Here is a 14526-nt window from a genome sequence, read left to right on the forward strand (position 1 = left end):
ATCATCGGCTCCTCCCAGGCGGGAAAGTGGCCGCCCCTTTCGGCGTCGTGAAAGTAGATCAAGCTCGGGAAGGCGCGGCGCGCCCACGTCTCCGGGGCTCGAAAGAGATCGTCGTCCGGGAACGTCGTGATCGCGACCGGGACCGTGATCTCATCGGTCTTTTGCGCGGCAGCACTGATGAGGTTCTGATCGCGATTCTCCCAGTAGAGCCTCGCCCCGGAGGATACGGTGTTGGTCAACCAGTGCAGCGAGAAGTTGTCCAGCACCTCATCCGGTGTCGGCCGCTGCTCCGGGTCCTTGCCGTAGGTCCACTTGCCGAACCCGCCGTGCACGAGCATCCAGCCCGCCAGGCCGGCGGGGGAGTCCGTCAAGCCGTAGCCGACGGCCTGCGGTCGCGCACTCATCATCGTCAGGTAACCCCAGCCGCCGTTCTTGATGAACCCTTGCATGGCATCGAATTCCGCGCGCTCCTTCGCGGTCAGTCCCGCAGGCGCGGGCCTGCCGGTAGCGATCGCTTCGGCAGCGTCGGGCGGGAACACCGCCGGCAGGTTGGTGTGGATGCCGAGCAGTCCCGTCGGCGCCTGCCGGGCCATCGCCTCGACGACGCCCGCTCCCCAATCGCCGCCCTGGGCGACGTAGCGCTTGTACCCCAGCCGGTTCATCAGAACGTCCCAGGCACGGCCGATGCGCTCCACGCCCCATCCGGTCTCGGTGGGTCGAGACGAAAAGCCGTAGCCCGGCAGGGACGGAATCACGACGTCGAAGGCGTCTTCGGCCCGGCCGCCGTACGCGGTTGGGTCGGTGAGCGGACCGATTATCTTGATCTGCTCGAAGATCGAACCGGGCCAACCATGCGTGACGATCAGCGGCATCGCATTCGGGTGGCGCGAGCGGACATGGATGAAGTGGATGTCCACGCCATCGATGTTGGTCATAAACTGCGGGTGCGCGTTGAGCTTAGCCTCGCCGTTCCGCCAATCGTAATCCGTTGCCCAATAGCGGACGAGTTCCTGCAAGTTCACGAGTTGCGCGCCCTGCGACTGATCGGCGACCGTCTCCTTGTCGGGCCAGCGGGTCGCAACAAGGCGCTGCTTCAAGTCGGCGAGGTCCGCGTCCGGCACATGGACGCGAAACGGGCGGATTGCGTTGCCGACCGCGGTGGCCGCGCGCAGCGTCCCGGGAAGGATGCTGATTGCGCCGGCGGCAGCAGATACGAGAATAAGATCGCGCCGTGTCGGCGCTGCCGATGTTGACGACGAATTAACGGACAAGGCAAGTCTCCTTTGTTCAATGCTGCCGGAGCGGTGAGTAGGTCGGCACCCCGTCAGCCAGCTTCGATATTGATGATTTATGGCTGCTACTTGCCTCTCCTCTTGTCGAATCCTTACCTCCCTCCATTTTTTTGTGGGCTGCGGTGCGTCCGATTACCTAATGATACCTTTGTCTGATGGACGACTGTCGTCGCGCCGCCCACATTGTCTCAGCTGGCTGCAGTCCCCACATGTCGTGGACCGGTCATAAGCCGGATCGCCAGCGTGCGGTCGATAAGCGAGCGAGTTCCACCATCATCTCGCCGCCCGTCCATTCGCCTCGGATATGCAGATGAAGCAGTCGCGATCGGGTAACAATCAGTCCAGAACGTGGTCCGACGAAGCGTTGGAGGCCACCGAGTTCTTATTCGCTGACTATCGTGATTTCGCCTTTCCGCCGCACGTGCATGAGACTTTCGGAATTGGTGTGATCGAAGCTGGCGGGCAGCAGTTTCGCCCTGGGCGTGCGCCCTCATTAATCATGCCGGCGGACACACTGTGCGTGTTCAATCCAGGATTAGTGCACGAGGGGCGTCCAGCAACCGAGCAGGGCTGGCGTTATCGAATGTTCTATCCCTCGGCGACGCTCGTTGCTCGCGCACTCGAGGAGGCGCAGGACCGCACCGTTGGTGGTGAGTGGGGTTTTGCACACCACGTCATAGATGACCCTGAACTCTACCGAGAGTTTGAGAATTTGCACGTCTCATCACAACTCCGGGAGACCTTGTTGGAACGTGAGACGCGCATCGCCGTCTTTCTTCGTCGATTGTTCAAGCGCCATGGCAATTTTTCCCCCGTTGGAACGCTGGCGCGCGTCGCGCCCCGCACAGTGGGGATTGTTCGCGATTACCTTCACGCGAACGCGGAAAGCCAGGTCAGCATCACCGACCTCGCGCAGGCAGCCGGTGTATCAAGTACGCAGGTGATCCGGTCTTTCTCCGCGGGAACAGGCATGCCGCCCCATTCCTATCTCGTCAGCCTGCGAGTCGAACGAGCAAAGGTGCTCTTAAGAGCAGGAACCTCGCTAGCCGAAACGGCACTGGAGGTGGGTTTCTCGGATCAAAGTCAGTTTACCCGCCATTTCAAGCGGCTGACAGGAATGACTCCCGGGCAGTTCGCCGCCGAAACCTCACTGCAACGCAGAAGGTAAGGAATCAACAAGACCGGATTTCGTGGTTGCCTTACTGTTGCGGCCGGGCCCTTCTTTCGTCAACCAGACATCACCGTCCATCCGGCCCAGGCGGCAATGTGAGCTCAATGCGAGGCTAAAATGGCCACGAATGACGTAACGCTCATGCACCGGGTTGCTCCGCGACCGCCGGGCGACGCTGTCAATTTGCGCCCGACAAACAAAACCGCCTTGGTTGCCTTCCTCTTCCTGGGCGTAATCTGGGGAAGCAATTTCATCTTCATGAAGTGGGCCGCGCAAGAAATATCTCCCGCGCAGATTGTCTTGCTGCGCGCCATCTTTGGCTTCCTACCAGTCTTTTTCTACGCGTTGTGGCAACGGGCGCTGCGCTGGGAGCATATCCGCCATGCTCACCACTTCGTCGTCATGTCGCTTCTGGCGACGGTGATCTATTACTTTGCGTTTGCCAAGGGCACTGCCCTTCTTCCGTCGAGCCTTGCTGGCCTGTTGAGCGGTGCGATCCCGCTGTTTGCGTTCCTTTGTGCGTGGCTGTTTTTGCGCGAGGAACACATCAATGTAGCTAAGGCAGCGGGTATAGCCCTCGGCTTCTCGGGCGTGCTTCTTATCGCGCGTCCCTGGTCGGTTTCGGACGGCATCGACGTGGCTGGCGTCGCATACATGATCGCGGGTTCTCTCAGCGTCGGATGCTCGTTTGTATATGCCCGCAGGTTCATCAGCCCGTTAAAACTGCCCGCCGCGGCACTGGTGACCTACCAAATCGGGGTCGCTATGATCCTCCTTTTCGTAGCCACGCCCCTCGACGGAATCGAAGCTGTTTTTGGCGATACTCGCGCCTGGATCGGCCTTGTTTTTGGCCTGGGGCTGTGCGGAACGGGATTCGCGTATCTCGCTTACTACTATATCGTCGCGAACCTTGGCGCGGTCGCCGCCTCGGGCGTCACGTATGTTCCACCGGTCGTGGCCCTCGCGATCGGCGCGGTTCTTGTCGGTGATGATATCCATCCTCTCAGCTACGCTGCGATGATCCTGATCTTGTCAGGCGTCGCGGTACTGCAGTTTGGCAACCGGCGAATTGAGAGTTGAGCTTCACACCACCTTCGACTTTGTCGCTCCGTCCCGCCCAGGAGCGATCGGCTACGGGCAGTTCGTTCCCACTGACCACTGTCAGACCCGGCACGCACCGGAAACAGGCTGCGCGCCTAGTGCAATGTCGCTTTGCCACAAGAGGAGTCTGTGCACATGCCAACATATCTATGTACCAGCACAACCGGTCGCCTCACCTCGGAGCAAAAAAGTAAGATTGCAGGTGAGATAACGAAGATTCACAGCGAAGTGACAGGCGCTCCCGCCTTCTTCGCGCAGGTCATCTTCAGTGAAGTAAAAGCCGGCGATTGGTTCATCGGTGGTGCGCAACTGACGCACGACCACATTTTTATCTCTGGCCATATCCGGGCGGGCCGTGCAGTTGTGGATAAGACCCGCATGATCAAGTTGATGAGTGAAGGTGTCGCACAGGCGGCTGACGTCAAAAATGGGAGGGCCGTCTGGCTCTATCTCAACGAGCTGCCACCGCGGCAGATGATCGAGTTCGGCCAGGTGCTACCGGAACCTGGCGACGAGCCAGCCTGGACAGCCGCGCTCCCGGAACAGGATCGCGCCTTCATGCAATCGTTGCCTGTCGCTACCTAGACCAGCGACGTGGTCTGCTTGATGTGAGCACCTGCTGCTGCGGGCCTAACGGGGGTGACAATAGCTTGTCGCCCCCCGCACAGTTCCCGGGAGCGGAACTACCCCACCGGGCTCCCAACTTGGGTCACGACGCGGAACCGCGCGTTCAGAGGTTGATGCCGAAGGCGAGCGGGCGGAAGCCAAGGTCGCTTTCCGGGCAGTGTCACGACATTCTTTCCTGCACACGCCAACGACTGCAACGGGTCAGTTCACGTCGATGCACGCAGGCGCGACGAGGGCCGCGCCCTGTCGGCATCGATGATCACCACGGACGCGCGCGGGTCCATTACCGGAGGCTGTATGCCTGTCGCTGAAGGGTGGACCATGCCATGCCGGGTCATGGAGAGTTCTCCCGGTTCGTCGCCGTTTTGTCCGGCGGTCCGCGCGGCTGTCTCCACTGTTCGAATACCTCGATGACGATCATGCGTCCGCCGCAGCACGGGCATTGTGAGCGGAAGTCGACGGACGACACGATTTCCGTCGAGTGCGCACCGCGACGGTCGTCCTGGCTTCGGGAAACCGCGTCCTCAACTGCTGGGATTGCTTCTGGCACGATCTTGAACGACATCGCCGCCAAAGTTCCGATGCGCACAACGCCACGTTTCAGCTCGCGGATTTCCTGCGCCGCCATGATCAGGTTGCGGGCGCCATGGAAGGTCTTGCTGACCTCGCCATAGAACAGCAGGCCCTGCTCGGTCGGAACGAGCCGGCCGTGCGAGCGGTCGAACAGGCTGAGGCCGATGCCGATCTCCAGTTCCTGTAGCAGGCGGCTGACGCTTGGCTGTGAGACGTTCAGCGATCGCCGCACTCGAGACCGAGCCGGCCACCATCGTCGCCTCGAAGGCCTCCAACTGGCGAACGCTGAGCCCCGTAAAGCGCATCTCTTTCTCGCAGTATTGGATTAGCACATACCGTACGAAAATCTTGATCTTTGACTCCACTGCGTTCGGGCCCTTGCAGTGCGTGCGCCTGGCAGGAACGATCGGAGCCGTCGTGAAGCGAGCCAACTTCATCTTCATCTGTGCCGACCAACTGCGCTACGATGCGCTTTCGGTCACCGGCAACTGCGTCGCCCATACCAGCCACATCGACCGGATCGCCGCGCACGGCGCGACATTCCTCCGGCACTTCACGCCGAGGTCTATTGTGTTCCTCGCGAAGACGATTCATGCGTAGTACTCGCGTTTTCTAGACCAATGCTGAACACGACCTGTACCGAAGTCCAGTAGGCGTGTCAGGTCGGCGGCTCCATTTCCTTGAACGGGACCCATGTTGGACCAGCAAGAGGAGACGAGCGATGAGCACGATCGGGAGCGCAATACAATCGATGCAATCAATTGCCGGGGTAAGTGTGCCTGACTCGCCCCTGATCGCAGAGGCAATCGGATATGCGCAAAGGCTCTCTGAGCCTTACCTCTTCAACCACGCCATGCGGTCCTGGCTCTTCGCTGCAAAGATCGGGCAGGTGAAGGCGATCGAGTGCGACGCGGAGGTTGTGGCCGTCGGCGCCGTTCTGCACGACATCGGGCTCACGCACAGCGTTGGCGGCGACCATCGCTTTGAGGTCAACGGTGCGAACGCGGCCCGGTCGTTCATCAAGGAGCGCGGCCTGTCGGATCGCCGGGCGCAGCTCGTCTGGGATCTGGTTGCGCTCAATTCGACGGCCTCGATCGCGCTTCACAAAGAGCCGGAAGTGGCCCTCGGCACGATGGGCATCGGGCTCGACTACGGCGGGTTCGGCTTCGAAGCCCTGATCCCGCCAGCGGAAATGGCCGCGATTCTAGACGCGTTCCCGAGGCTCAAGATGAAGCAAAACTTTGCCGAGACGTGCCACCATCTCGTCGAAGCGAGGCCCGAGACAAGCTCTGACAACTTCTTGCGCGACTTCGGCGAGCGATTTGTGGCCGGCTACAAACCCGTCTCCACCGTAGACCTGCTGATGAATGCGCCGTTTGCTGAATAGGCGTAATTGTCCCGGTGGATGTCGACAGCGACGCTCAAGCCGTCATCATCAACAGGTTCAGAAGCTCCCGCTGAGACTATGCGCCGGTCCTGCTCCTGGTCCCCTTCCTGCGAGGTATCGATGCGCATCCACCACCTGAACTGCGGGAGCCACTGCCCGGTAGGCGGGCGCTTCTACGACAACGCGGCAACTGGGCTGATGGCCAATATCTGTACGCACTGCCTCCTCATCGAGATCGCCGACAGGCTCGTCCTAGTCGATACGGGCTACGGGCTCGCGGATGTCCGCAACGCTCCGGAGCGCCGGCTCAGCCGTCTGTGGCCGCTGGTGCTGAACCCCAACCTCAAGGAGGAGGACACCGCGCTGCGCCAGGTCGAGGCGCTGGGCTATTCCGCGCGCGACGTCCGGCACATCGTCCTCACCCATCTCGATTTCGACCATGCCGGCGGGCTTGAGGATTTCCCTGACGCAAGGGTCCACCTACTGGCGGCCGAGCAGGAGGCCGCGCGGCACATGCCGCGCAGTTTCGTCGGCAACCAGCGCTATCGGCCTCTGCAATGGGATGGTGTGCGCGACTGGCGCACCTATGCGCCCGCCGGCGAGCCGTGGTTCGGTTTCGAGGCGGTTCGTGAGCTCGAAGGACTGCCGCCCGAGATCCTCATCGTCCCGCTCAGCGGTCACACCCGCGGGCATGCCGGCGTAGCCACACAGACCACCGCCGGCTGGCTGCTGGATGCCGGCGATGCGTATCTGCACCACAGCGAGATCGACACAGGGCGGGGAATGCCACCGGGGCTCGCCATCTACGAGCGCATCATGATGACCGACCCGCCGGCGGCGCGGCACAATCTTGGGAGGCTGCGCGAGCTAAGGCGAGCGCACGGCACAGAGGTCGAGATTTTCTGCAGCCACGACACCGGTGAACTGCAGGCGCTGCAGGCCAGAAGCTAGTTCAGCTTGGCCAGAAGCTGACGAGCCATACGCCGATCGGCCTCGCCTCCGACGCGGGCGGAGCCCTGCCTGGAGGTGCGAAACGAGTTGGCAAGAGAGCTTGGACTGCGCCTCGGGCGGGCGTTGGGAATCCGAATGACTTCTTTGGCGCATGTATGGACCGGCTGCTGATCGCAAGTGAGTTCGTGCGTGAATGTCGGAAGTCGCTGATATGTAGAGAAGACCCTATGCGATGCGGCGGCATCGCCAGTTCCCAAGGGTTGTCGAACCTCTCCAAAGGGCTTGAGATCAGTGCGCGACAATTTCGTTTTTGGCGTGCCGTTTAGCTCCAAGTATCACTTCTACTCTACGTAGACCCAATCGTTATCCGCTGCCTGTCGCCGCAAGATCATGGTCATCCGAGCGCTAAGTCATTCGGTAGCTAACAGTCCCGACAACGCGAGTCGCAGGAGAAGATGATGCTCTATCGCCGCAACCACCATTCCCTTCAGAAGATGCGTCATCCATTCCTGTCGGTGATCGCCATCTGCGCCGCAGCCGCTCTGTCCGCGCCGTCCGCTGCCCTCGCGCAGACTGCTCCTTATGCGGATCCGGCCAAGCCCGCCCTCAAGAAGGGGAGTATGGTTCTCGATCCTTCGCGCGCCGCCCTTGTGGTCCAGAACGGTTCCATGGATCCGAAAGGTAAGGCATGGCCCGTCGTCGGCGAAACCGAGCAGCAGCTCATTCCGCACCTTGACCAGCTATTTGCTGCGGCGAAGGCCGCGGGCATGGTCGTTGCGAGCTCCCCGCAGCACTACTACCACTGGAACCACGAATGGCAGGTTCAGGGCCCTCTAGAGGTATTCCAGCATGAGGTAGGCATCTTCGACCGAAAGGGACCCTACACGTTATCTGCTCAGCAAATGAGGCTGGTGTTCGGCAACGCGCGAGTAACGGCACGATTCAATTCCGGTCGAGACATTGGGGGAAGCGAATGATTTGCATCACCTGCAATTCCGCCTTTCACCGGCGACCATTCCACTACTACTTTTGTTCGCAGACGTGCTGGGATGACGCCATAAGAAACACATCCTGGAGGATTCTATCTGATGGTTTCGCTCCGTTCATACCGCCTGTTAAGTTCACTACTTCTTCTCGGTACCCTCGGGCTCACGGGTCGGGCCAGCGCGCACGAGGCTCCGAACGGCTGGAAGTACCCCTGTCTCGTTGTAGCAATGTGGACTGCAAGGAGGTCCAGTCGTCGGCGGTACTGGAGAAACCGGAAGGCCTCATTCAATTCACCGGTGAGGTCGTAGGTTACCAAGACCGGCGCGTGAAGAACTCTCCTGATGGTGAATACCATTGGTGCGCGCATCGGGCGGGCATTGATGCAGGCCAAACGATTTGTCTCTTCGTGCCGCCGAAAGGCTTTTAGGTGCGCGGCGCGGCTGAATGGTTTGAGCTCAACCACCAGCACTTACGGTGTGTGTCCAGAGAGACGAGGACAGGTCCATGAGCAAACAGGGCGCCTCGGAGGCCGGCCAGAATGAGAGCGTGGGTGAGTTCCAAGAAACAACCAACCCGGCACTGACAGGCCTTCAGGGCCGCTGTCCGCGCTGCCAGAAAGGACATCTGTTCGCAGGTTTCCTGAGCCTTGCCCCTCGCTGCGAAGTCTGTGGCCTCGACTACTCGTTCGCCGATCCGGCCGATGGCCCCGCCTTCTTTGCTATGTCCATCGTAGCGTTCCCAGCGCTCGGTTTCGCGTTATGGCTACAATTAGCTTATGAGCCACCGTACTGGGTGCATTTGTTGACCACTCTGCCGCTTACGGTCGGTGCCTGTTTGCTGCTCCTTCGACCTTTAAAAGGCTGGCTGGTATGCTCCCAATATTTTCACAAGGCCGCCGAAGGGTCGATTGATTGGGATTGGCACGCGGATTTGACGCGCTCGCAAAACAAGACCGGTGGGCGCGCAGGTGATGCGAAGGTAGAAGCAACGACGACTCATCGAGGTGGGGAAGGCTCGGAGAAGGCCTAGTCTAGTCGCCGATCGTCAGCTCACGACTCGGACTCGATGCTGTACATCCGCCATCAGCTGGATTGGGGAACTATGAGCAAGTAAGCAATTGAGCCGACCGCACGATTGGAGAGCGGCTCGATGCGTTGTGACCAAGTCCACCGACTATGACGGCTTTGTGGGGCAACAGCTTCCGACTTTGAACGCCGGTCGTACGGGGCTTGGCGAGAGAACTCAATCGCCTGGAGGTGCGCGACAGCGGCAGCCGTAGCTGACTGTTCCTGTCAATAACGCTGCCAGTGTGGGAAACATCCCAAGCGTCGACGCTAATGTCGCTTGCCAGTTAATCGTGAGAATGCGGTAGTTTCGGTTCGGTTTGGCAATTCATTACGAGAACGGCTAAGCTATATTTTCAATTTAACTGCAACAGAATCAAAGTGAAGGCCATGAATTATTTGAATTTCGTACGTTTGCTCCTTCGGGAAATTCAATGCCATTACGGTGCCAACGTTGCTTCTCACATTATATGCCAATAGCTCGGTTTAATTATCAAATTAAGTGCACGTTCTCAAATTGAGTGCAAAGCTAACCAACTGAAATCGTTGACAAGCCATTCTCATAATTAACTGGGAAGCGACAATTTCTTCCGGAACGAGCACCCGGCTGCCATATCATCGGCGAGATTCGTCGCAAGCTCACTTTGAGTTGATACATTTCGGATTTTGCAACATCGGACGCAGAGCCGACGGGACCCCCAGCTTTTTCATGCTCCCCCGTCGTAGATACTAGTAAACAGGTCGCACCGAATTGCCTGTTGGACGTACTCCTCCCACGCAAGCGGGTTTGTGTTGAGCAACGGAACCTTCGTTGATCCAAACCTCAACCAAGCTCTCGCCGAGGGAGGTTTCAGCCTCAATCCGTCGCTTTATCTCCTTCCGAGCATTTTTGTCGTGCAGTCGCGCCGGATTATCTCGATCACGGTCTCGGTGGTGCGGTCGAGATAGCTGCGCCCGTCGGCGAGCCGCGCTGTCGGGCTGATGTAGCTCTGCGGGCCGATGTGGGCTGCGGGGTCGAGCGAGTGCACCGTGATCTTCCCGGCGTCCAGGGCCCGGTTCCAGGCGCTGCGCCGCCACAGGCGCCAGCGCTGGGGGAAGAGTCCGATGCCCACCCGCTCGATCCAGTCGTTCGCGCTGGTGAGCCGGTACAGGTGGAGCGCATGCGTGAGGTCGTTGGCGCCGTTGTGGAAACCGCCGAGCGTGATCAGCCACAGCGGAGCGCGCAGTTGGGTGAAGAGCTCCTCGACCGCGCCGGTGGCCACCTGGGCGCCACCGCTGTAGCAGAGCAGGACGACCGGTATGCCGCTGGCGGGCTCGTAGCCCGCAAGCCGGAGCTGGTCGGCGATCTGGGCGCCCACTGCACGGTTGTACAGCGGGCGGTACCGGCGGTCGGCGGCCACAAAGGTCTGCATGACATTGTGCAGGAACAGCGTGATGCCGAGGTGCCGCCGGAGCCAGTCCCACACCGGGCGCCCTGCGAGTGGGGCCGCCAGGGGCGAGTAGGGCTGGAGCTGGCCCAGCACGCGCAACTCAGGTGCTCCGGCGATGACGGCCTTGACGAGCTGGCCGCCGTCGCGCGTATCGGTGAAGCGGCGCTTGCCGATCCCGTCCAGGTAGACCACGTAGGCGTCCGGCGGTCGCCCTGGATCGGCACCCCTGGCGTAGGGCACCTCCGGTGGGAGCGTGGCGGCCGGTGCGCGCCGGCCGATGGTGTAGACCATCAGCTCGTAGCGGGCGAGCAAACCCTCGGCGAGCAGGAACGGGCCGAGCGCCAGGAGGGCGACGAGCAGGAGGAGCTCGCTCACACGATCGCCTCCGGCTCCCGCGCGCCGGCGATGATCCTCGCGATCAGCCGCCGGACCACCTCGACCGTGGCGGCGAGCCCGACCGCCGCGACGGCGATGCACCCGGCCGCGGCCCACCAGCCCAGTCCCGACGCCGCGGCGAGCGGGCCGGCCAGCCCTGTCCCGACACCGGCCACAAGCAGGATGTGCAGGAACGGCCCGAGGAGCGGGAACGCGAGGACGGCGGCCAGAAGCAGCGGGGCGACCAGGGCGGGCGTCCAGGCCAGCCCGGTCGTGCCGGGCAGCGGGGCCGCGTCAGGCGCCACGACCGGCCGCGCCAAGTCGGCGACGGTCCACGCGGCGAGGGGCCACAGCGCGATCACCGTGCTCTCGACGACGGTGCCGGTCACCATAAGCCCGGCCACGAGCCGCGGGGACAGCTTAGGCCTGCGCGCCACCAGGGGCAGCACCCGCCCCGCACTCTCGGACAGCCCGGCGAGGACCAGCAGGACGGCGACGGTCGTCGACATGGTTCAGCGCCCCTGTGCTCGATCGGTCGCGATGCCTCCTCGCGCGTCGTCGAGATACCGCTCGAGCTCGTCAGCGGCACGCCGGGCTCCGCCGGCCTGCCGCTGCGCGGCGCGCTGTGCGGCTGCCGCTTCGCGGAAGCGCGGCTCGTCCAGCAGACTCCGGGCGAGCGCGCGCACCGTCTCCGCAGTGGCGTCGTCCGTGCGGAGCGCGAGGCCGGCACCGAGTTCAACGACCCGCCGGGCCACCAGCGGCTGGTCCGCGCCCTGTGGCACGACGAGCGTCGGCACCCCGGCCCACATCGCCTCGTTGACACTGTTCATGCCGCCGTGCGTCACGAAGAGCGCCGCCCGATCCAGCACCTGGAGCTGCGGCACGGATCGCCGGGCCAGCACGTTCGCCGGCAGCGGACCCAAGTCTGCTGGTTCCGTGTGCCCGGTCGCGACGACGACGGTGCCGCCCAGCGGCGCCAGCGCGGTCGCGAAGGTCCGCAGTAGGGCGGGCCCCGCATCGAACACCGTGCCCAGCGACGCGTACAGCACGGGGTCCTCCAGCCGGACGGCGTTGAACCCCGGATCGGTCAGGCGGGAACCGACGCTCGCCCCGACGAACCGGTACGAGGGGTCGAACGCGTCGGCTCCGGGCTGGAACGCGCTGGAGGTGAAGACCAGGTTCAGCGGCTCGCGCGCGTTCATCAGGTCGGACAGGGGCAGCCCGCCGGTGTCGTAGCCGCGGTGCAAGGCCCAGCGCGCGCGGACGTAGCCCCAGCCGATGCGAGGACGGGCCGCCGCGGCGGCCACCAACTCGCGGGAGATGCCGGTGGGGCTGGGCACCTGCCGGTTGAACGCGAACGTGGTGAACGTGGCCGCCGACGGCACACCGAGCTCACGCGCGGCCACGGCGCCCCATGGACAGGCTGCCCCGTGCACGATCAGGTCGGGCCGGGTGCCGCGGAGGTCCGAGAGCACCCCGGGCAGCAGGCCGAGGGCGGTCCGCGCGAGCTCTTCCAGCATCGCGAGGGGGATCGGCGGATCGGGCAGGGGCAGGTCGCCCCCAGAGTAGAGGTGGACTTTCGCACCAGCAGCCTCGATCTGGGCCGCGAACGCGGGGGAGGTGTGGTAGGTCACCGTGTGACCACGCCGCGCGAGCTCTGCCACGACCGGGAGCGTCGGGTTGATGTACCCGTGCATGCCGATGTTGAGGAACGAGACGGTGCTCATCGACGGCCTCCGGGTGCCACCGCCACCGGCTCGCCCCGGTACAGGCCGGGGCCGGTGATGACCAACTCGTCGAGGAACCGGTTCGCCGAGACCAGCGCAGCGTCGGTCAGCCGGCGGGAGTGGCTGAAATCCCAGAGCGCGGGCCAGGCCACGACCAGCGCGATCGTTCCGCCGGCACCGTGGTCTAGAACTGTCTTAACGGACCGACTGGAAAGCATCAGTGTTAGCTTTCGCTGCGGCATCTCAGACCCCAAACACCTTCATCACCTCGTCCCCGAATTGGGCGCATGGTCTCCGTCCAGTGATGTCACATAAAGAAGGAAGAGCCACAGCTTCGGGTCTGTCGACCTATTTCATGTGCCCGCACCGGCCCAACCGCTTTGTGCGTGCTGCAAAAAACAACAGTGCTTTCCGACATCTTTTCGTCAAGCGGTGGCGCGCGGATAAACGCTGAGCACACGCCCGACGAACGTACTGAACTCGGTCATGTAGTTGCGCAAGAACTCCTCCGTTGATTTGGAACCAACCAGGCCGTCGTCGGAAATCAGGTCAGGTGTGAACTGGATGTAGGCCTCGATGGCATTCATCATAGGCGAATTGCAGAAGCTCAGAATACTCTTCAGATGCTGTTGGCCGACCGCTGTGCCGATCGCCCCTGGAGAAGTACCGATGATCCCAGAAGGTTTTCTGGTAAAGGAGTTCTGTCCCCAGGGCCGGCTCGCCCAGTCGATGGCGTTCTTTAGGCCGCCAGGGATCGAACGGTTGTATTCCGGCGTTACGAAAAGGATCGCGTCGACAGCCGCGATACTGGTCTTTAGATCCCGCGCGACCTTTGGATAGTCGGCATCGTAGTCATAGCTGTAGATCGGCAGCTCACGGAACGCGATCTCGTCCATTTTAAGCTCGGCCGGCGCTAGTCGCACCAGGGCTTTCGCTAGTTTTCGATTGAGCGACCCCTTGGCGAGGCTGCCGACAAAATACCCGACTTTGTAATTGGACAAAGTTTCCTCCTGACTTGATGACCTCAACACCCCCCGACGGACGGGGCCTCTTCACACCAGACGACCGCACGGTCCCAGCCCCATAATGCTCGTCGCTGCGCGTGCCGCGCGGCAGACCAACGTTACCGATCGCAGGATCGACTGCGGTTCCCGCCGTTGTGCCGCCTTCGAACAAGAACGGTGACGCGGCGATGCCGGGTAGCGGGCCGTCAGGTCCTCGGCGATTGCCTGCCCCAGAAAGCCGCTATTCCTGGTAATTAGTACGGTTCCCCGCGGGGCGTCTTCCATCTGCATGCATTCTCCGGCTGGGGGATCAGGACGAGTGCTCCGGGCGCTGCGGTGCTTCCTTTAGCGATAGGTCTGTCTGACAGGTCTAGTCGAGAATGCTCCAACCCGGCGTGCGAGCCTATCAAACGGTAGGATCGGTTAGACAATACCAAGGTATGGGGCGATTCTAACCCCACTTGAGGGTGCGACGGTGAGCGCTCGACCGGGTGGAGTTGGTCAGGGTCTCCGGTTTAGCTTGGAGAGCCGTTCTTGAGGCGCACGTCGCGCGACCTTTTTGAGGTCTGCACGGTTAACGAAGGCACCGCATTAGGGTCATTTTGGGACAATTATCGCGAGGCCTGCTGGACATCCGATATTCGCCAGAAAGGGCGTTTGATTTCGATGAGTTGGCGACGGGGATCGCCGGCCTTGACTCTGTCGCGGATGAGCGCAACCAAGTCCGCCTTGACAGCCGGATCCGACAAGAAATAGCTATGGCCGATGAAGCCGCCGCCGCCAGAAAACTCGATGAAATCGACCAGCCCTCCCATCAGAGACACTTCTCTATTCGGC

At 62.0% G+C, this 14526-nt stretch carries 14 protein-coding genes and 3 pseudogenes; 8 read left to right on the plus strand and 9 right to left on the minus strand.

Annotation, left to right across the window (positions count from 1 at the left end; genetic code table 11):
- Positions 1–1271, minus strand: a 1271-nt coding sequence (locus NMG80_RS32865) for an epoxide hydrolase family protein (RefSeq protein WP_436798738.1), incomplete at its 3' end; no start/stop codon positions are given.
- A gap of 331 nt (positions 1272–1602) precedes the next feature.
- Here NMG80_RS32865 and NMG80_RS32870 point away from each other — a divergent pair.
- The 3 genes from NMG80_RS32870 (at position 1603) to NMG80_RS32880 (ending at position 4149) form a co-directional block, all read left to right on the plus strand.
- Positions 1603–2460 (plus strand): AraC family transcriptional regulator, encoded by an 858-nt coding sequence (locus NMG80_RS32870; RefSeq protein ID WP_254021992.1) that lies wholly within the window; start codon positions 1603–1605, stop codon positions 2458–2460.
- 120 nt (positions 2461–2580) lie between these two features.
- Positions 2581–3543 carry a DMT family transporter gene (locus NMG80_RS32875; RefSeq protein WP_254021993.1) on the plus strand — a complete coding sequence of 321 codons (963 nt, stop codon included), beginning with the start codon at positions 2581–2583 and terminating at the stop codon, positions 3541–3543.
- Positions 3544–3699: 156 nt separating this feature from the next.
- A complete protein-coding gene (locus NMG80_RS32880) occupies positions 3700–4149 on the plus strand; it encodes a tautomerase family protein (protein WP_254021994.1) in 450 nt (149 codons plus the stop codon).
- A gap of 376 nt (positions 4150–4525) precedes the next feature.
- On the opposite strand, the pseudogene NMG80_RS38075 reads toward NMG80_RS32880, so the two are convergent.
- Positions 4526–4648, minus strand: a pseudogene (locus tag NMG80_RS38075) (IS91 family transposase); the annotation flags it as partial.
- A 237-nt stretch (positions 4649–4885) separates the two neighbouring features.
- Positions 4886–4996: pseudogene (locus NMG80_RS38080) on the minus strand (LysR family transcriptional regulator); the annotation flags it as partial.
- A 185-nt stretch (positions 4997–5181) separates the two neighbouring features.
- On the opposite strand from NMG80_RS38080, the gene NMG80_RS32890 reads away from it, so the two are divergent.
- The 5 genes from NMG80_RS32890 (at position 5182) to NMG80_RS32915 (ending at position 9118) form a co-directional block, all read left to right on the plus strand.
- The gene (locus NMG80_RS32890; RefSeq protein ID WP_254021996.1) at positions 5182–5364 is read left to right on the plus strand and encodes a sulfatase-like hydrolase/transferase; all 183 of its coding nucleotides are present in this window, start codon (positions 5182–5184) and stop codon (positions 5362–5364) included.
- 121 nt (positions 5365–5485) lie between these two features.
- Entirely contained in the window at positions 5486–6151 is a 666-nt protein-coding gene (locus NMG80_RS32895; RefSeq protein ID WP_254021997.1) for an HD domain-containing protein, read from the plus strand.
- A gap of 120 nt (positions 6152–6271) precedes the next feature.
- The gene (locus NMG80_RS32900) at positions 6272–7102 is read left to right on the plus strand and encodes an MBL fold metallo-hydrolase (RefSeq protein WP_254021998.1); all 831 of its coding nucleotides are present in this window, start codon (positions 6272–6274) and stop codon (positions 7100–7102) included.
- 455 nt (positions 7103–7557) lie between these two features.
- Positions 7558–8079 (plus strand): hypothetical protein, encoded by a 522-nt coding sequence (locus tag NMG80_RS32905; RefSeq protein WP_254021999.1) that lies wholly within the window; start codon positions 7558–7560, stop codon positions 8077–8079.
- A gap of 514 nt (positions 8080–8593) precedes the next feature.
- A complete protein-coding gene (locus NMG80_RS32915; protein ID WP_254022000.1) occupies positions 8594–9118 on the plus strand; it encodes a DUF983 domain-containing protein in 525 nt (174 codons plus the stop codon).
- A gap of 904 nt (positions 9119–10022) precedes the next feature.
- On the opposite strand, the gene NMG80_RS32920 is transcribed toward NMG80_RS32915, so the two are convergent.
- From NMG80_RS32920 to NMG80_RS32945, 6 genes and pseudogenes are all read right to left on the minus strand, one after another.
- Entirely contained in the window at positions 10023–10958 is a 936-nt protein-coding gene (locus NMG80_RS32920) for a hypothetical protein (protein WP_254022001.1), read from the minus strand.
- Positions 10955–11467, minus strand: a complete 513-nt coding sequence (locus NMG80_RS32925; protein ID WP_254022002.1) for a hypothetical protein — start codon at positions 11465–11467, stop codon at positions 10955–10957. The genes NMG80_RS32920 and NMG80_RS32925 overlap by 4 nt, the downstream gene beginning before the upstream one ends.
- A gap of 3 nt (positions 11468–11470) precedes the next feature.
- Positions 11471–12685 carry a macrolide family glycosyltransferase gene (locus NMG80_RS32930; protein ID WP_254022003.1) on the minus strand — a complete coding sequence of 405 codons (1215 nt, stop codon included), beginning with the start codon at positions 12683–12685 and terminating at the stop codon, positions 11471–11473.
- Complete coding sequence (locus tag NMG80_RS32935; RefSeq protein WP_254022004.1) at positions 12682–12927, minus strand: hypothetical protein; 246 nt, start codon at positions 12925–12927, stop codon at positions 12682–12684. The genes NMG80_RS32930 and NMG80_RS32935 overlap by 4 nt, the downstream gene beginning before the upstream one ends.
- A gap of 183 nt (positions 12928–13110) precedes the next feature.
- Positions 13111–13686: an NADPH-dependent FMN reductase gene (locus NMG80_RS32940; protein ID WP_254022005.1), complete on the minus strand. Its 576-nt coding sequence runs from the start codon at positions 13684–13686 to the stop codon at positions 13111–13113.
- A 614-nt stretch (positions 13687–14300) separates the two neighbouring features.
- Positions 14301–14526: pseudogene (locus NMG80_RS32945) on the minus strand (alpha/beta hydrolase); the annotation flags it as partial.

The sequence above is a fragment of the Mesorhizobium escarrei genome (genome assembly GCF_935825525.1).
GTDB lineage: Bacteria > Pseudomonadota > Alphaproteobacteria > Rhizobiales > Rhizobiaceae > Mesorhizobium > Mesorhizobium escarrei.

Bases quoted from the DNA above. Each gene is read 5' to 3' on its own strand.
- NMG80_RS32880 (WP_254021994.1), top strand. From the start codon at position 3,700: ATGCCAACATATCTATGTACCAGCACAACCGGTCGCCTCACCTCGGAG.
- NMG80_RS32905 (WP_254021999.1), top strand. From the start codon at position 7,558: ATGATGCTCTATCGCCGCAACCACCATTCCCTTCAGAAGATGCGTCAT.
- NMG80_RS32930 (WP_254022003.1), bottom strand. From the start codon at position 12,685: ATGAGCACCGTCTCGTTCCTCAACATCGGCATGCACGGGTACATCAAC.
- NMG80_RS32875 (WP_254021993.1), top strand. From the start codon at position 2,581: ATGGCCACGAATGACGTAACGCTCATGCACCGGGTTGCTCCGCGACCG.
- NMG80_RS32870 (WP_254021992.1), top strand. From the start codon at position 1,603: ATGAAGCAGTCGCGATCGGGTAACAATCAGTCCAGAACGTGGTCCGAC.
- NMG80_RS32895 (WP_254021997.1), top strand. From the start codon at position 5,486: ATGAGCACGATCGGGAGCGCAATACAATCGATGCAATCAATTGCCGGG.
- NMG80_RS32925 (WP_254022002.1), bottom strand. From the start codon at position 11,467: ATGTCGACGACCGTCGCCGTCCTGCTGGTCCTCGCCGGGCTGTCCGAG.
- NMG80_RS32900 (WP_254021998.1), top strand. From the start codon at position 6,272: ATGCGCATCCACCACCTGAACTGCGGGAGCCACTGCCCGGTAGGCGGG.
- NMG80_RS32915 (WP_254022000.1), top strand. From the start codon at position 8,594: ATGAGCAAACAGGGCGCCTCGGAGGCCGGCCAGAATGAGAGCGTGGGT.
- NMG80_RS32935 (WP_254022004.1), bottom strand. From the start codon at position 12,927: ATGCCGCAGCGAAAGCTAACACTGATGCTTTCCAGTCGGTCCGTTAAG.